Origin of the sequence: Planktothrix prolifica NIVA-CYA 540, from assembly GCF_963864145.1 — a bacterium.
GTDB lineage: Bacteria > Cyanobacteriota > Cyanobacteriia > Cyanobacteriales > Microcoleaceae > Planktothrix > Planktothrix agardhii.
In genome coordinates, this window is the sequence record NZ_CAWLTW010000001.1 from 4619562 (window position 1) to 4636864 (window position 17303).

17 protein-coding genes are annotated in these 17303 nt (G+C 37.8%); 10 read left to right on the plus strand and 7 right to left on the minus strand.

What is annotated here, in order from left to right:
• The first annotated feature begins 38 nt into the window (after nt 1-38).
• Together AC559H_RS20465 and AC559H_RS20470 are read left to right on the plus strand one after the other, a co-directional pair.
• The gene (locus AC559H_RS20465; RefSeq protein WP_052349340.1) at nt 39-1595 is read left to right on the plus strand and encodes an adenylyltransferase/cytidyltransferase family protein; all 1557 of its coding nucleotides are present in this window, start codon (nt 39-41) and stop codon (nt 1593-1595) included.
• Between the two features lie 39 nt (nt 1596-1634).
• Nucleotides 1635-4139 carry a glycosyltransferase gene (locus AC559H_RS20470; protein ID WP_026795108.1) on the plus strand — a complete coding sequence of 835 codons (2505 nt, stop codon included), beginning with the start codon at nt 1635-1637 and terminating at the stop codon, nt 4137-4139.
• 111 nt (nt 4140-4250) lie between these two features.
• Here the strand turns inward: AC559H_RS20470 and AC559H_RS20475 are convergent, their stop codons facing one another.
• Both AC559H_RS20475 and AC559H_RS20480 read right to left on the minus strand, forming a co-directional pair.
• On the minus strand, nt 4251-4460 hold the full coding sequence (locus AC559H_RS20475; RefSeq protein WP_026795107.1) for a hypothetical protein: 210 nt from the start codon (nt 4458-4460) through the stop codon (nt 4251-4253).
• Nucleotides 4457-4801, minus strand: a complete 345-nt coding sequence (locus AC559H_RS20480; RefSeq protein WP_026795106.1) for a hypothetical protein — start codon at nt 4799-4801, stop codon at nt 4457-4459. The genes AC559H_RS20475 and AC559H_RS20480 overlap by 4 nt, the downstream gene beginning before the upstream one ends.
• Before the next feature lie 121 nt (nt 4802-4922).
• On the opposite strand from AC559H_RS20480, the gene AC559H_RS20485 reads away from it, so the two are divergent.
• Both AC559H_RS20485 and AC559H_RS20490 read left to right on the plus strand, forming a co-directional pair.
• Nucleotides 4923-5276 (plus strand): hypothetical protein, encoded by a 354-nt coding sequence (locus tag AC559H_RS20485; protein ID WP_026795105.1) that lies wholly within the window; start codon nt 4923-4925, stop codon nt 5274-5276.
• Nucleotides 5273-5641, plus strand: a complete 369-nt coding sequence (locus AC559H_RS20490) for an HNH endonuclease (protein WP_026795104.1) — start codon at nt 5273-5275, stop codon at nt 5639-5641. The genes AC559H_RS20485 and AC559H_RS20490 overlap by 4 nt, the downstream gene beginning before the upstream one ends.
• Nucleotides 5642-5771: 130 nt before the next feature.
• Here AC559H_RS20490 and AC559H_RS20495 read toward each other — a convergent pair whose 3' ends face one another.
• The 4 genes from AC559H_RS20495 to AC559H_RS20510 all read right to left on the minus strand — a co-directional run bounded on the left by AC559H_RS20495 (nt 5772) and on the right by AC559H_RS20510 (nt 11502).
• The gene (locus AC559H_RS20495) at nt 5772-6863 is read right to left on the minus strand and encodes an ISAs1 family transposase (protein WP_026795103.1); all 1092 of its coding nucleotides are present in this window, start codon (nt 6861-6863) and stop codon (nt 5772-5774) included.
• A gap of 271 nt (nt 6864-7134) precedes the next feature.
• Entirely contained in the window at nt 7135-9366 is a 2232-nt protein-coding gene (locus AC559H_RS20500; protein WP_051319725.1) for an O-linked N-acetylglucosamine transferase, SPINDLY family protein, read from the minus strand.
• Between the two features lie 199 nt (nt 9367-9565).
• Nucleotides 9566-10072: a type IV pilin-like G/H family protein gene (locus AC559H_RS20505; RefSeq protein WP_026795101.1), complete on the minus strand. Its 507-nt coding sequence runs from the start codon at nt 10070-10072 to the stop codon at nt 9566-9568.
• A 98-nt stretch (nt 10073-10170) separates the two neighbouring features.
• Nucleotides 10171-11502, minus strand: coding sequence for a class I SAM-dependent methyltransferase (locus tag AC559H_RS20510; RefSeq protein ID WP_026795100.1), 1332 nt, complete (start codon nt 11500-11502; stop codon nt 10171-10173).
• A 63-nt stretch (nt 11503-11565) separates the two neighbouring features.
• Here AC559H_RS20510 and AC559H_RS20515 point away from each other — a divergent pair, with 63 nt between their 5' ends.
• From AC559H_RS20515 to AC559H_RS20530, 4 genes are all read left to right on the plus strand, one after another.
• On the plus strand, nt 11566-11763 hold the full coding sequence (locus tag AC559H_RS20515; protein WP_071782746.1) for a hypothetical protein: 198 nt from the start codon (nt 11566-11568) through the stop codon (nt 11761-11763).
• 192 nt (nt 11764-11955) lie between these two features.
• Nucleotides 11956-12312 (plus strand): HesB/IscA family protein, encoded by a 357-nt coding sequence (locus tag AC559H_RS20520; protein WP_026788329.1) that lies wholly within the window; start codon nt 11956-11958, stop codon nt 12310-12312.
• A 490-nt stretch (nt 12313-12802) separates the two neighbouring features.
• The gene (locus AC559H_RS20525; protein WP_026795099.1) at nt 12803-13222 is read left to right on the plus strand and encodes a tetratricopeptide repeat protein; all 420 of its coding nucleotides are present in this window, start codon (nt 12803-12805) and stop codon (nt 13220-13222) included.
• 279 nt (nt 13223-13501) lie between these two features.
• A complete protein-coding gene (locus AC559H_RS20530) occupies nt 13502-13693 on the plus strand; it encodes a hypothetical protein (RefSeq protein ID WP_081692271.1) in 192 nt (63 codons plus the stop codon).
• A 439-nt stretch (nt 13694-14132) separates the two neighbouring features.
• Here the strand turns inward: AC559H_RS20530 and AC559H_RS20535 are convergent, their stop codons facing one another.
• The gene (locus tag AC559H_RS20535; RefSeq protein ID WP_373282672.1) at nt 14133-14948 is read right to left on the minus strand and encodes an ABC transporter permease; all 816 of its coding nucleotides are present in this window, start codon (nt 14946-14948) and stop codon (nt 14133-14135) included.
• 241 nt (nt 14949-15189) lie between these two features.
• On the opposite strand from AC559H_RS20535, the gene AC559H_RS20540 reads away from it, so the two are divergent.
• Nucleotides 15190-15618 (plus strand): photosystem I reaction center subunit II PsaD, encoded by a 429-nt coding sequence (locus tag AC559H_RS20540; RefSeq protein ID WP_026795097.1) that lies wholly within the window; start codon nt 15190-15192, stop codon nt 15616-15618.
• Nucleotides 15619-15719: 101 nt separating this feature from the next.
• Entirely contained in the window at nt 15720-17261 is a 1542-nt protein-coding gene (trpE, locus tag AC559H_RS20545) for an anthranilate synthase component I (protein WP_026798581.1), read from the plus strand.
• The last annotated feature ends 42 nt before the right edge of the window (nt 17262-17303 follow it).

Sequence of the window (17303 nt, forward strand, 5' to 3'; positions counted from 1 at the left end):
AATCCTGATAAACTAGAACTGAGGTTAGGAACTCCCCCATGATAGAAAAGAAACCGATTCGGATTTATGTTGATATGGTTGCTGACCTATTTCATGCGGGTCACGCCAATTTTTTGAAGCAAGCACGAGCTTTAGGGGATCAATTAATTGTTGGCATTCACTCGGATGAAACCGTTGCTGCATACAAACGTCAACCCCTAATGAGTATGACAGAAAGAATAGCAGTGGTTGAAAGTTGTCGTTATGTTGATGAAGTGATTCCTAATGCACCTCTAAATGTAACCTTAGACTACTTGAATCAATTAAATATTGATTATGTTTGTCATGGCGATGATGTATCTCCAGAAAATCTGGAAAAATGGTATGGAGAAATTCACAAACAAGGCCGTCTCAAGTTAGTTCCTTATACTAAAAATATTTCTACTACTAATTTACTCCAGCGTATTTCATCAAAAAGTAAATTGGGTTTTGTTAGTCAACCCATTGAGATTGATTTTGTCGCTTACCATGACTTACAAGCTCAAGCGGGACTATCCGTTTTTGAAGCCATGAGTCAACACTTTGATTGTCGTTGGTTAATAGGCCCTGAACAACAACCCACAGGTGCAAAAGCTGCCATTTTACTCGATCATACCCAACATCATCCTCAGATTAGAAAATCAGTAGCGAAGGGTTATCAATACTTATTTTATCTTCCTCACGATTTAGGAGATGTGGATGCTTATGAAATTGAAAAGCAACGGTTAAAGGAATTTAATATTATTTTTGTTCCCGGTTCGTTACATCTCAATTATGCTCAACAAGCATTAGGATTAAGTTATACACAACCTTTTCATAAACCCACCCAATTAATTTTACAAGGAGGCTGGCCGAAATACGACAAAATCAACTTAGCCGAAAGTAATAATGAACTTTATTTAAAGTTAACCAACTTACCTTATGAATCTACCATTTTATATGCACCAACTTGGGGACATACGAGAGAATGGGAGCAACTGTTACCCCTGTTTAAGAAACTTTCCTGTAACTTGATTATCAAAAATCATATTTATGTTAATCCAGGTCAAGCTTACCCCAAAGGGTTAGAAGCAATGTATGAAAGTTGTCTTCGTTCTGTTCAAGAAATGGAGGAATTTGCTTTAAACGATAACCCGCCTAATATTATTGTAGCTCCCAGAACCTTAAATATCTGTACCCTGTTTCCTTTTATTGATATTTTAGTTTCTGATCAATCCTCAGTCAGTATAGAATTTCTTCCCTTTGGAACAAGTATAGAAACAGGCCGTTTTAATCCTGATCCGAATCAGCTTAAACCTCAATCGAGTTTAATTTCTCAGGATGTTTTATTTATGCCTTTTGAACAACTTCAGAACGTTTTTGCTTCTGAGGAATCATTCACAAATTTTATCAAAGAACAAAAACAAAAATCTGACCGTCAACAGATTGTTAACCAAAAAATTAAATTTTCAGGTCAATTAATCGCTCAATTAATTGATCGCTATCTTTCATTCTGGCAAGTTCATGAGCATCCAATTCAACCCCATAAAGCTTTTGAAGCCCTGATGAATCAATGGCATGATTTACTTTTAAGTTAAGCTGTGTTGAATTTAATAATTAAAACTAGGAGATGAATGATGTCAATTGATCCACAAATCTTAGAAACCTTAGAACCGTTAATTGATCAACTTCCAGAAGTTTATCAATCGATTTACTTAGGAAAGGAATTAGTTCGGGAAGGTTTACGTCAAAATGATTGGGAAAGGCTAGAAGTCATTAAAGATTATATTAAACCCGGTCAGACGATATTAGATGTGGGTTCTAACGTTGGTTTTTTTACGATTAATCTAGCAAAAATGTTTCCTGACAATGTATTTGTCAGCGTTGAAAAACAATATAGTTATGCTCGTCTACAAGCCGAATTAATTAAATTAGAAGGGGTTAAAAATGTTATTTTAATTAATTCTGTTGTCACTTCAGACTGGCTAACTAAAGCCTCCCAATCCTGTACTTATTTTGATGTAACTCTTTTACTTTCTGTCTTACATCATATTGAAGACGCAGAATATTTTTTGGCAGAACTGAACAAAATTTCTAAATCTTTTATTATGGAACTTCCTCACCCCGATGAGTCTAGGGTGTGTGGAAAAGATATTTTAAAAACCCAGCTTACCTTGGATAAAATTAGCCAAGTTAAACCCATTTTTCTCAAAATGGATTATGAAGCCACCACCCATTGTGATACCGAATTAACCCGCTCATTTTACTATGCGGATTCACCGGATTACCAAAGAGAAGCGTTGTTTCCTTATATTGGCTATCCCTTAAACCCTCGTAACTATATTATTAAATCAACGGATCAAGGTGTTGTCATTCATAAATCCCATCTGAAGCAAGATATTCAGATCATTCCAGGTGTTCTCCTTTATGATATTGCTCAAATTGGACAAATTTTTGCTCCTCAATATGAAACAGTTAAACAACAAATAGAATCTCAATTTAAACGGCTTAATACTCTTGATAATGTAGCGGATATTAGACCTTGGAATCTATTATTTACAGCCGAGGGTCTAAAATTTATTGATTATCAATATACTTCTGATTTAGATGTAGATTTAAAATTTGATCAGAAAAAAGACTTTAACCTCATCTGCAATTTTATCAATGACCTATTTGGCGTTTACCCTAAACCTCAAATTTTGATTGATGGCGTTTTTTTCCAACTTTACCAAACAGGAATTGCCAGGGTTTGGAAATCTTTACTCGAAGAATGGTCTACTCAAGACTTTAGTAAACATATTTTAGTCTTAGATCGAGCCGGAACAGCGCCCCGCATCCGTGGCATCCGATATCGAACCATTCCAGCTTATAGTTATAGTAACACAGACCAAGATAAGCAAATGTTGCAGTATATCTGCGATGAAGAAGAAGCAGATTTATTCATTTCAACATACTATACTACTCCTCTAATAACCCCTTCAGTTTTCATGGCTTATGATATGATTCCTGAAGTTTTAGGGGGAAATTTGAATGAACCGATGTGGCGAGAAAAACATCAGGCTATTCGCCATGCTTCTGCTTATATTTCTATTTCTGAAAATACAGCAAAGGATCTAGTAAAACTGTTTCCTAATCTCTCTTTAGATGCCGTTACAGTCGCTCATTGTGGTGTATCTTCTATCTATACTCAGGCTACGGTAGAAGAAATTCGTCAATTTAGAATTAAATATGGAATTTATAAACCCTATTTTATTCTCGTGGGGATGAGCAATGGTTATAAAAATGGAGAGCTATTTTTTAAAGCTTTTTCTCAACTTTCTACGGCTCATGGCTTTGAGTTAGTGTGTACGGGAACAGGTGCTTTCTTTATGTCAGAATTTAGACAATATACCCCTGGAGTTGTTGTTCATCCTTTACAACTCAATGATGAAGAATTAAAAGCGGCTTATTCAGGAGCCGTAGCTTTAGTTTATCCTTCTATTTATGAAGGATTTGGCTTACCGATTTTGGAAGCTTTAGCTTGTGGCTGTCCTGTGATTACTTGTTCTAATGCTTCAATTCCTGAAGTCGCTGGAGAAGCAGCTTTATATGTCAATGATCATGATGTAAATGGATTAACAGATGCTTTGTGTGAAGTACAGAAACTCAAAGTCCGTGAGTTTTTAATCGAAGCAGGTTTAGAACAAGTTCAGAAGTTTTCTTGGTCAAACATGGCCGATACTATCAGAGTAGCTTTAATTAAAGCTACTCTGATCCGTTTTAATTTAAGAGATATAAATTTAGTTGTGTTTCCTGATTGGAATCAACCTGAAGAAGTGCTTTATCCAGAATTAGTTAGTCTCATTAAAGCCCTCGCAACTCATCCCAACCGAAGCAAAATGACTTTACTTATTGATCATCAAAACATATCAGATGAAGATGCAAATTTAGCATTATCTAGTGTGATGATGAATTTGTTAATGGAAGAAGAATTAGAGCTTGATGACAGTGTAGAAATTGTTTTAATGGGTCAGCTAAATTCCAGCCAGTGGTCTGCTTTATGTTCTCAACTACAGGGTCGAATTAAGTTGAATGCTGAAAATCAAGAAGCGATCGCATCTGTCGGTGCAGAAATCATCCCAGTTTATGATTTAGAACACTAAAAACTTGCCTTTACTAACCATTTAAAACTGGTCGTATAAACGTTAAATGGAACGTCTCTACGACCGAAATTGATTTCATGGCTGACTTATTTCAACAAGTATTCTTTAACATCAAGTCTGACTCTTTTGTTCAACCGCTTCACCCTTATACTTAGCTAATCGGTATAAAGTTAGTGGACTGTGACGGTTATGTTCTTCTACCATAGCGATTAATTCATCCAGTGCTAGGGTAACAGCGTCAACCCGACGGCAGGCATCACGCATCCGAGCGACATTTCGCGCTCTTGTCTCTGCATCTGGTATTGTTCGTTCTCTATTCATGGCAGATTCCAACTTCTTTTGATTTCCATAATGCTGGCTTCAACAGCATCAGAACTTGCTGATGCCTCTTCCACAGTTTGACTCAATGAATTGATCATAGCAGCAGGAGCAATAGGTTGAGCCTCAGCGATCGCTAATGTCAGAGTAGCTAGACGAGAATAAGGATTTCTCAGACGTTCTGCGCCATTTTGTAATTGTTCCAGTTCTGGAATTGTTTCCTCCGTCTCACCGTAGTCTTCAAACAAATTATACTCGGCTGTTTTTGCTTGATCAATTAGTTCCACTAACCGTCGTTGCAGGTTGAAAATAATTGTCAAAGTTTGAGGGGATACTTTTGCCATATTGAACTTATTAAATGTACAACCTACCACAATACAATGATTTGCTGTTAACTAGGTTAGAGAAAATTCCGCTATAATAGCAGATAACCTTAATTGGCTATACAGTTTATCCCTAAGAATAATGGCTCTTTTTACCATTGAAATCCCTGAAGAACTTTCCTCTCAACTTACTCAATTAGGAGACAAACTGCCTGAACTTTTGCATCAGTGTCTAGTTCAATCTCCACTTCCGGCTCAAGTTTATCACTACATCCTGACTTTTATCGCCAGTCAACCTACTCCTGAGCAAATTTCCGAGTTTCGTCCCACCCCGGAAATGCAAAGCCGTTTGCACACTCTCTTAAGTCGTAGTCAAGCAGGCAAACTAACTCCTTCAGAAAAACAGGAACTTGACGAATATGAACGCATCGAACACTTAATAATTCTGCTAAAAATGGGCAATTTACCCTACTTAATTCGTCAGTCTAACCTATGACTTATATTCCGGCTCAACTCCGTCGTCTTGTTGAACAACGGGCTAATTATTGTTGTGAATACTGTCAAGTTACAGCCGATTTTAGTTTCTTTCCTCACGAAGTTGATCACGTTATTCCAGAGAAACACGGTGGCTTGACCCAAGCCGATAATTTAGCTTATTCTTGCTGGCGTTGTAACCGATATAAAGGGTCTGATCTCGGTTCTTTTGACCCAAAAACAGGACAATTCAGTTTTCTTTTTAACCCCCGTACCCAATCCAGGGCGTTTTCATTTTCAAAAATGCGATCGCTATATTCAAAAAAAATCATCAAATTTTCTGGTCAAATTCTGTCTAATTTTTATCAAATAAGTTGGAAATATTAAGAATGAACAATTTTGACATTTATTAACAGGAAAATATAGCCATTGTCTTGATTGATGAGACTTCATGGCTATTTGTTCTTAAATATTTTTGATATTTTTTGATAAAAATAGGTTTTTTAACTGAATCAATTCAGGCGATCGCTAAGATTTTCGACCAATTATTTCCTAACCATGACTGTCCATCTTTAATTGAGACGAATCCCAAACTTCTGTAAATATTCAAAATCAATGTTACTAATAATGAAAATTTTTCGGCCACGTCAATCCCTTTTATTCTTGATTTATCTTCATTAAAAATTACATCTTTGACCCAATGTACTTGATTTTCTATTAACCAATGCTCTTGGATCTTTTCCGCAAATGTTTTGGCATTTAATTTTTGACTACTAATATAATATAAGGTTTGATGATATTCTTTATTTCCTCGAAAACCTATTCTTTCTACTTCGATGAAACTTCTGAGATCAGGGTAATTTTTATGTTTCACCTGGTGACCATCAAATACTGAGATTTTTCTGACTACATAACGTCCATGACTATTATCTTTTGACTGATATACGGTTAATGGTTTCTTGATTTTTGCTAATTGCTTCAGGCGATTATGCAATTTTATCTGATTCCCTTTTACTGTAATTAAATAATCATTTTTACTCTCGATTATTGCCTGAGTTGTTTCTTGACTACAATGCAGAGCATCTAGGGTAAATATCTTATTAACTAAATCACAATTTTCTATCATAGAGCGGACTTTAGCGTTTTCTGACCCCTGTTTGCTTTCAAAACTTTCTGCCTTTATTACTAACTTTGTTTCTTGACTAAACCAAGATACCATTATTAGCATATTTTGTTGTTCATTTTCTTGATTTGTCAGAGTATTTTTCAAACTTTTACCATCAATTGTAATCCAGTCTAATCCGGCTTTTTCTCGATAATATTTCTCAACTATTAACTGAAAAGTTGACTGAATATCTATCAGTTTTATCCCGATCATTACTCGTCTTATTGTGCTATAAGATGGTAATTTTTTTGCCGGAATACCCAGTAATTTAATCAGATTATTTTCCTCAGCTTTTCTAAAATTGTCTATTTCCCTATAACTAACATTTCCCGTCAGCATTGCTAAAATAATAATAGTCAACACTACCCATAGCTCATGTCTTTTGCCTCGATTTTTCCGAAAATCCTTGACTAACTTTATTTGTTCTATTATACTATTTAACATATTTTTAAAACTCAAAAAAATGCTGATCTATTTTTGATTTTATCAAGAAAAGATCACTATTATTTTCTTTTTTACCCCCGACTTTGAAAACACCCTGGTACCCAATCCAGGCTAGACCATTTTCACCTAGAAAATTATCACCTTATTGGATTAACCCATGAAGGGCGCACAACGATTAATTTACTTCAACTGAATACTGATGAACGAATCATTGAACGTCGTCGCCTCAAGGAACAAAATTTTAGCTAATGCTGATTCATTCATATAACAATCAATTTTTCCCCTCAATATACTTCTGCCACATTTGTTCATAAGCATTTTCCATTTCACGGGTAAATTGTTTCCCATTCCACAACGGAGCAGTTTGTCTATTTTTCCTTAATTTCCAAGCAATTTGTTGGCGTAAATTCTCATCTTTTCCTAACTTAATACCCCATTCCACATATTCTTCATCTGTCCAAGCAATACCTTCTGTTATCCCTGCATTAATCATCATGGTATAACTATTGCGAGCGGAGAACTGCTGACCCACTCGTGTTACCATTGGAATTCCCATCCATAAAGTTTCCATTGTGGTTGTTGCACCGTTATAAGGATAAGTATCCAGTACAATATCAGCAATAGTTAAATTTGTGCGATGTTCAGCTTCTGAACCAGCTAAAGGTAAAAATATAAGACGCTCACTCGCAATTCCTTCAGACTCTGCAATTTCAAAAAAGAAATTTTTTAATGATTTTTGATCAGCAAGACCCTTCACTAAAAAATAACTATTAGGAACTTGTTTTAAAATTTTCATCTGTAGCATTGCGGTATTAGGGTTGTACTTAAATCCCCTCTGCCCGCTAAAATAGATAACAGCATCATTGGGAATATTTAACTCATCTCGTCGCAATGTTGGCGTAGCTAATTCAAACCCATCTATCGCTAGGTAAGTTTGTGGCAAACGCCAAATTTTTTCTTCATAATATTGTTGAGCATCTTCAGGTAAAACATAGGGATCAGCAATAAAATAATCTATTGTTGATATTCCTGAAGCATCCCACCCTAACCATGTCACCTGAATAGGAGCAGGTTTGGTTGCCATTGCCTCACAAGTTGTAGTTAAAGTCAAGCTGTCAAGATCAATCAAAATATCAATTTCATCTTCATATATTTTTTCTGCCACTTCTGAGCCAGAGATTCCAAGTTGATGCACTTTATCAAACTTGCTGATGTACCATTGTTGCACTGCTCCCGGATTCGGTTCTGCACAAACTAAGTAACCATAGAGTTCAAACTTTTCTCGATCATGGTAATTAATCAACCATCGCGCTAACCATCCTACAGAGTGACTTCTGAAACAATGGGAAATATATCCAATTTTTAACCGTTTAGTTAACTGATTTTGTGTTGCAAGGAGCGATTTTTTCTGCTGATTCTTTTCTATTCTTTCTCGCACCAGTTGATGAAATTGCTTTTGACAAAATTGGGAAACCTGACGACGAATTTCAAGATTTTCTTTTAAATTATCTTGGTAATAAGGAAAGAAAAATGTACAATTCCAAGGAATATCATCAACATCATCAATCTGTATATTTTTGTTTTTAGACATTAAAGAATATAAAAGCTGTTTGGTATTTTCTATAACTGAGCAGAATTCATCCCAATTACCTCCCGCACTCATTAAAGCTTTCATCATCATAAAACTAGCATGAACTTTTCCTGGTATGCTCTCCATCGCAGAGTAGCATAATTTGGCTGTTTCTATTCCTTGATCAAATTGCCAATTGTCCTGATAAAATTCAGATAAACTATACAGTAAACTCGGATGATTATTAGAATAGTGTAAACCTAGTTCTGTAAACTTAATTGCTAAAGTAAATTTTCTGGAACAGTAAGAAAGCTGGTTAACAAATGTCATTAGTATCTTTAATAAAGGAATAACGTCCTTAGCAATGGTCAAAGCAGTTTCTACTAAAGTAAAAGAAACTGGATCATCGGGGGCCATAAAAATGATACTGGTTAATACTTCTAGTAATAATTCAAAATCGACAGCAGCCTGTTCATTTTTCAGTAAGTCAATGACTCCCCATTCTATTAGCTGATCTCCTGTATAAGTTTTAAGTACAGTCGATAATCCAACTAAGTCCAATAAATTGTTAATATCTGCGGGATAAATTTCTCTACTATGTTGTCTAATTAGCCAAGCTAATTCATATTCTTCCTTTTCTTTTTTCTTCTGTGCTTCTGTTTGTAGAACTTGAATTAATTCTTCTGTCCACTGCTCTACTTCTTCTGACTGACCATCAGCCATAGCCAATAACCAAGTCGTTTGAGCTTCAACCTCTTGTCCTTGCAGTAATAGACTTAAACCTAAATACCAATAATTCAGCTTCACCCCGGGTTCAAATTCTATCACTTGCTGATAAAGATCAGCAGCTTTTTCATAGCTTCCATCAATGAAAAATTGATTAGCTTTTTGCTGCCAATCTAGTACAATTTCTAATGAATTATCAGTAATCATAAAATTATAAAATGGTTGATTAGGAATGAAAAATAAATAACTTGCACAATTAAACCCCAGAAACCCTGATCTACCGTAAATTATTGCTCAATTAGTCACCTTATTGGCTTTTCATTCCTTAATATAAAAACAAAGCAGATAGATATTTATCTATCTGCTTTGGGCTTTTAACAAGCAAAAGCTCTAAAACTATCACCCATTACTTGGTGACGGCGCTCATGGCACCACAATCTGTTGATCCTACCGTTAGTGTAGCAGGATTCGATGGGCCGGTTGTCTCACAGAGAATAGTCTGGGTTGTTTTGTCTTGACCGGCGGGGCCAATCAGGGCAACAGCACCTGCGTAGCCTTTCAAACCGGTTGCTGGTTTACCAGCAGAGGTTACACCACCTGTACCACTTGTTCCGATAGAATAGGTGTAGTTGCTAGTAGCCGTTTTAATACCAATACCAAGTGCTGCAATATTGGAACCAAACTTCGTGTTTTCTGCGTAATAGGCTTGTTGACCTTTATTAATCGAAGCTAAGTATTGTTTGGCTTCAGATTGTTTGGCTTTGTTAGCTTGGCTGAGGAAGGAAGGCAGAGCGATCGCAGCCAGAATACCGATAATGATAATAACAACTAACAGTTCAATTAAGGTGAAACCTTCTTCTTTTTTTCTATTAGAAACGTATTGCAGGAATTTCGCTTTAAATTCGGTCTTCATAATCTTTTCTCCGTTTGGGGGGATGTTTAACTTTTTATCTTGTAGTTCTAACTTACCCACTGCTCTAAAGTTTCATATCACCCCGACAAAATTTTTTTTCAATTTGATCCTGAATGCTGCAAAAGCACATACAGAAAGGCATCTAGGGTTGTCAGTAATTCCTTTACCTGATCAAACGCAATTTGAGGATCGATCAGTTCTAGGGTAACCGGGTCTACAGGTTGGATCTGTTGCCAACGTTCTACCAGGGACATAATAGGCTGTTCCGTCTCCCACAGGGGCAGCAAACAGGCAGCACGACGACTTTCAAGGGTGATTGGTAAAAGAGTCGGTAACTTAACATATTGACTGATTTCAAAAGACTTTTGGGTCTTGACACATTCAATTAAGTCCTCTTTAGCTTTGGTTGTTTTCAGTTGGGGATGGAGATGGACTTGGGTTGTTTGCCAGTCTGCATCTGTCCAGTTACTCACCGGAACGATAGACTCATTTGCAATGGGATGACCACACCAAAAATCAAGCAAACGATGGATAGGATGTAAGAGTTCATAGAAATGTAAGCGATCTTCTATTGAGAGTTCGGGTAAACTCATCCCTAAAAATGCTGGTAAATTCTCAGCATCCTTGAATAAATCGATCACTTCCCAGTTTCGCCATTTTACCATACTAATTAGCTCTAAGTCTGAGTTTCTTAAGGCTGCAAATAGTTCAGGAATTGTGTAACCTTTGTCTCCTTGAAACAGATAATTCATTAATACCCATTCCTTTTCTTTGATTTTTTCAGAATTATAGGTTTGTGATTTCAAGAAGACTTGATCTTTCAACGCCTGCATGATTTCCCCAGTTAACTCAATCTCTAAATCCGTCGGGTTATCGTCCATTAATCCCATCATTTTAAATAGGGATTGCGCTCTAAAATAATTAGCACGCTGAAACGCACTATGAAGATTACTTCTAATTATTCCCTCTGGCTTTAAAACGGATTTCATCGCCTTCAGAGGAACTGTGATATCAGGGAACAGATACAACGATTCATCATTGTTAATATAATCAAACTCATAACCCAGTTGGGGTAAATTTTCTATGGGTAAAACATAAAATTCTGCATTGTCAAACCCATGAAATTTTAAACGCTGGCGAGCCAGTTCAATCGAGGGTTCAGAAATATCAATCCCCACAATTTTAGCCCCTGGATTGGCTTCTGCTAACACTAAGGATTTATATCCAGTTCCACATCCAGCATCTAAAATAATTTTACCTTCTGTGTTAATAACTTTCTGATATTTTAGATAATAGCAAGTTGCTAAATTATGGATAAATAGTAACTCATAATCGGTTTTAGGTGATTGTTCTAAGGGAGTTCTAGGATAGGGTGCTGAGTCAAACTGCTGGCGAATTTTTTCTAATAATTCCGGGTCTTGGTTTGGCATTGGTATTTTTAAAGTAAACTATGAAATAGCGATCGCACCCTCTATATTTATAGAATGCCATCTATGGATAACAAAATCACATTTTTACTTAAAGTTCTACTCCTATCCCTAGGATTATCGGTTTTGATCAAATTCGTTGGCCCATTGCTGACAATTCCCACGTCCTCAACCATTGCCTTAATCGCCGTTTGCTTACCTTCGGTTATTCTAGCCTTATTATTCAGTTGGCGGCTTAGACAACATTCTCAACAACCGGAATAGTTGGGCAAAAAATAGCCGATTGGGAGGAGAAATAGCGATCGCTTTTCCCCGTCCCTCAGAGGAAAAAGGACACAAATTTCGGTCGCCCAGCAAGGTTTAATTGCGATAAACTATTAGAAATAGAGAAGCTCGATCAGAAGGCTATTATTTTTTGATCAGTTTAAAACATTACCACAGGAGTCAGGCTAACCCATGACACAAACGACTCAAGCCCCAACCCAAGGGGTTCAGATGACCGAATCAGCCATCAAACAAGTCCAATTTCTGCGGGAAAAGCAAGGAAAAGATCTATGTCTGCGCGTCGGAGTCCGCCAGGGCGGTTGTTCTGGAATGTCCTATTTAATGGATTTTGCTGACCCTAGTACCATTCGAGAGGATGATGATGTGTTTGATTATGAGGGGTTTAAGGTCGTTTGCGATCGCAAAAGCCTACTCTACATTTACGGCCTAGTCCTTGATTATACGGATGCTCTAATTGGTGGCGGGTTTCAGTTTACCAATCCCCAAGCCACTCAAACCTGCGGTTGTGGTAAGTCCTTTGCCACCTAGGACTTGATCTAGGGAACAGGGAATAGCCCCCCCTAGCCCCCAGGGCTGTTTCATTCTCAAAAATTGCGATCGCTAAACCTTTGATCTGGGGCAAGTCTTAGACAATATTTAAACAGAAAATATCAAAACTGTTGAAATAATTCTCCTTTTCTTTACAGAGAAATGCTTTTAGAGTTTAGCGATCGCATTTTAGATCCGACTTTGAAACAGCCCTGCCCTAGCCCCCCGTGCACGGGGGGCTAGGGGGGGGAGGGAATAGGGAATAGGGAAATCCCTCCTTGAAACCTTGTTTCTTGTACCATCTGGTTTTAAGTGTTTTTTATTGAGTTTGATGCAGCAAACCCAGGGCGGTAAAATCTTTTCCTTCGGTGTTGCCTGTTTCCTATTCCCTGCTGTATAATCAAAGGTTGGCAATTTGCCATAGGTATAGATTTGGCACTAAATAATCCAGTTTGTGGCCTATTGCCGTATTTTAAATCTACAACAACTCATGACGACTCCAGAAGAATTATTTAAGGAAGGTTTTGAACGGTATCAGGCGGGGGAAGACCCGGAAACCTTGATTCCAGTGTTTAAGGATATTTGTGATCACGCCCCAAAAAATAGTAATGCTTGGACGAGTTTAGCTTGGTTATATCTATTAGTAGATAAACCAAAATTAGCCTATAACGCAGCCAAATCAGCCGTTAAACTCAATCCCCATGATCCCCAAGCGCGAGTGAATTTAGCGACGGCGATGTTAGAGTTAGGGAAATCGGGGGTACGTTCCCATGTTGAACTCGCTGGTCAGTTAGTATTAGTAGATACAGACTGGCAACAGGAATTAGCGAAGAATTTTGAAGATGGATTAACTCGCAAACCCGGCTGGAAATCCTTAGCCCGAGTCAAACAATGGTTATTTGAAGGTTAGGGAACTTTTACCTAATTTTGCTGCTCTAATTAGCATGATTAGGTAATTGTTCACAGGATAATTGAATTCTTTAAACTGCTGTAAATCCACTAAAAACGGCTGAAAATGACTGAAAATCTATAAACTCCTAAAAAGTATTAAGAAAGCGCAACAAAAAATTACATAAGTTAACTAACAAAGACAAAAAATAGTGATAGTATTTGGGAACTTCAGTCATTAACAATCAAAATCAGCCGTTCAAAAAATTTTTTGATAATAAATTAAGGAGATGGGATCACTATGGATAGCCAAGTTTTTGTCAAAGCCGAAACCCGTAATCACAAAGGCTTTTTTGTGAAACAAGGAGCCTATAAGTTAAAAAATATTGATGAATCGGGTTGGGCTTTAATCTGTGTTGATGACACCGTTTGTTATTACGTTGATCCCGATAATTTAGATACAGAAGACTCGGAGGAAACAGTCGAAGCGTGATGCAATTTGTCTTAAACAATCTTAGGATCAAAACTTTATCAAACAAGTAAAAATACTTAATTAAAATGCTGTCCCAATAATTGAGGACAGCCATTTTTTTATTAACATCACTTTTTTATTATTTCTATTCCCTGTTCCCTATTCCCTATTCCCTCCCCCCCTAGCCCCCCGTGCACGGGGGGTTTGGGGGGGCTATTCCCTATTAGCCCCCCGTGCACGGGCAGGGCTGTTTCAAAGTCGGATCTAAAATGCGATCGCTAAACTCTAAAAGCATTTCTCTGTAAAGAAAAGGAGAATTATTTCAACAGTTTTGATATTTTCTGTTTAAATATTGTCTAAGACTTGCCCCAGATCAAAGGTTTAGCGATCGCAATTTTTGAGAATGAAACAGCCCTGCGTGCACGGGGGGTTTGGGGAGGCTGTTCCCTGTTCCCTATTATTAACGTTGATTCCGCAAACGGGGATTGAGAAAATCGTTTAATCCTTCTCCTAAGAGAGATAAACCAACGACCATGATGGTTAATGCTAAACCTGGGAATAAAGTTGTCCACCAAATTCCGGTGGGTAATGCTTCTAAGGCAATTCTTAAATCATGTCCCCATTCGGGAATTTCATCGGGTAAACCTAGGCCTAAAAATCCTAATCCCCCTAAAGTTAAAATGGCATCCGCCGCATTTAATGTAAATAATACCGGAACACTTTGGATCACATTTAAAAACAAATAACGGGTTAAAATTCGACTGGTACTTGCCCCTAAAGCTTGGGCGGCTTCAATAAATAATTCCGTTTTAACCGAAGTAGTGTGATTGCGAACCACGCGATAATATTGAGGAATATAGGCTACACTAAGGGCGATCGCTGCATTCAAAACCCCTTTTCCTACCACAAACGCTAAAGTAATTGAAAGTAACAATCCGGGTAAAGTATAAATCGTATCCATTAAAAATAATAAAACCCGATCTATTTTTCCCCCTAAATATCCACTCACCATTCCCAATGGTACACCGATTCCCACACTCAAAATTGTTGCTAATAAAACGACTTGCCAAGCTACTTGAGTCCCAAATAATGTCCGAGAAAAGACATCATATCCTAAACGACTCGTTCCCAACCAATGTTGAGAAGAAGGCGGTTGATGGATGGGGTTAGAAAGAAATTCCGTAGGACTTTGTATCCATCCCCAAGTTAAAAATAAAGGTGATAATACTGCTATTAATAGAAATAAAACCGTAATGACTAATCCGCAAAAGGTCATAGCCGTGGATACGGAAGGAACCTGAAATCCCCTCAAAGGACGAAAAGATTGAACACGCATTGAATTTCTGAATATTGTATTTGAGATTAGAGCAATCTGGCCAGTTTGTCAAAAAAGTTTTTGTAGTTAAGAGTGACTCCCTCTACCCTGCTAATTTCTGTAACGGTTCTTTACGACTGCTATAGACAAGGGTAACATCAGTGTTAGGATGCCCTAAAAACATAATTTGAGTGATATTCCTATGGCAGAAGCACTGACTGGAACACCGCCTAAGTTTGGTGGTAGCACTGGTGGCTTATTAACAAAAGCCCTAGTTGAAGAAAAATATGCGATTACCTGGACTAGCAGCAAAGAACAGGTGTTTGAAATGCCCACAGGTGGCGCAGCCATTATGAATGAAGGGGACAACCTGATGTATTTAGCCCGTAAGGAACAGTGTCTAGCTTTAGGGACTCAACTGCGGTCGAAATTCAAACCCAAAATCGACAACTATAAAATCTATCGGGTTTTCCCTAACGGCGAAACTGAATACCTGCATCCTAAAGATGGCGTTTTCCCTGAAAAAGTCAACGAAGGACGTCAATCTGTGAATAGCGTTGCTCACAATATTGGTAGCAATGTTGATCCAGTTAAAGTCAAATTCACAACTAAAACCACCTCTGACGTTTAGACCGATCAGGTGCAATTAACCAGGGCAATGCCCTAAACATATTAGGATGGAGGATAGTCTATTCTTACCTTCATCCTTTATTTTTTTTATTGTTCGCCGCTATGATTTTTCCCGATTTCTCCCAATTTGCTCAACTGGCTTCCACAGGAAATTTTATTCCGGTCTATCAAGAATGGGTGGCTGATTTAGATACTCCGGTTTCGGCTTGGTATCGGGTTTGTGCCAATCAACCCTATAATTTTCTCTTGGAATCTGTTGAAGGTGGAGAAAGCATCGGGCGTTATAGTTTCTTGGGTTGTGATCCAGTTTGGATTTTAGAAGCTCATGGCGACCACACGGTACAAAAATGGCGAGATGGAACAATTCAAGAATTTATAGGCGATCCCTTCCAAGCCCTACAAGATTGTTTACAACCCTATCATCCGGTAAAATTACCCCAGTTACCCGCCGGAATTGGGGGACTATTTGGGTTTTGGGGTTATGAATTAATTCAATGGATCGAGTCCCGTGTCCCTGTACATTCCCCCAATTCCGATGATTTACCCGATGGGTTATGGATGCAGGTTGATAATTTATTAATCTTTGATCAGGTTAAACGTAAAATTTGGGCGATCGCTTATGCAGATACTCGCAATACAGATTTAGAAACGGCCTATCAACAAGCTTGTGATCGGGTTAAACAATTAGTGGCTAAATTACAATCGCCATTATCCCCCCAAAATACCCTTTTAGAATGGACTCCACCCGCCCCCCCAACCCCCCGTGAACAGGGGGAGCAAACGCCTTTAACCTATATTAGTAATGTTTCCCAGGAGCAATTTTGTGCTAATGTAGAAAAAGGCAAACAATATATTAAAGCTGGGGATATCTTTCAAGTAGTTTTATCCCAAAGATTAACCGCCGAATATTCCGGCGATCCCTTTTCCCTTTATCGTTCTTTAAGGTTAATTAATCCTTCTCCTTATATGGCTTATTTTAACTTTGGAAACTGGCAATTAATCGGATCTAGTCCAGAAGTTATGGTGAAAGCGGACAAAAACCTAGAAGGAAAATTAATTACCACCGTCCGTCCCATTGCGGGAACTCGGCGTCGCGGTCAAACCCATCAAGAAGATCAAGCGTTAGGGGAAGATTTATTAAAAGACCCGAAAGAAGTCGCGGAACATATTATGTTAGTCGATTTGGGACGCAATGATTTAGGCCGAGTTTGTCGGATGGGGACAGTTAAAGTTGATGAATTAATGATAATTGAACGCTATTCTCATGTTATGCACATTGTTAGTAATGTAATTGGAGAATTAGCAGAAAATAAAACCGCTTGGGATCTGTTAAAAGCCTGTTTTCCCGCCGGGACTGTTAGCGGAGCCCCAAAAATTCGGGCGATGGAAATTATTCATGAATTAGAAGGTTGTCGTCGCGGCCCCTATTCGGGAGTTTATGGTTACTATGATTTTGAAGGACAACTCAATACTGCTATTACTATCCGCACGATGATTGTTCAAAACCAGGGTCAAGGTCAACATCAAGTTAGTGTTCAAGCGGGGGCGGGTGTGGTGGCTGACTCCCAACCTCAAAAAGAATATGAGGAAACCCTAAATAAAGCCAGGGGGTTATTAGAAGCCATTCGTTGTTTAAAAGGGTAATATAGCAATCCTAAATCAGTTGTAATATTTCCATCTATCTCG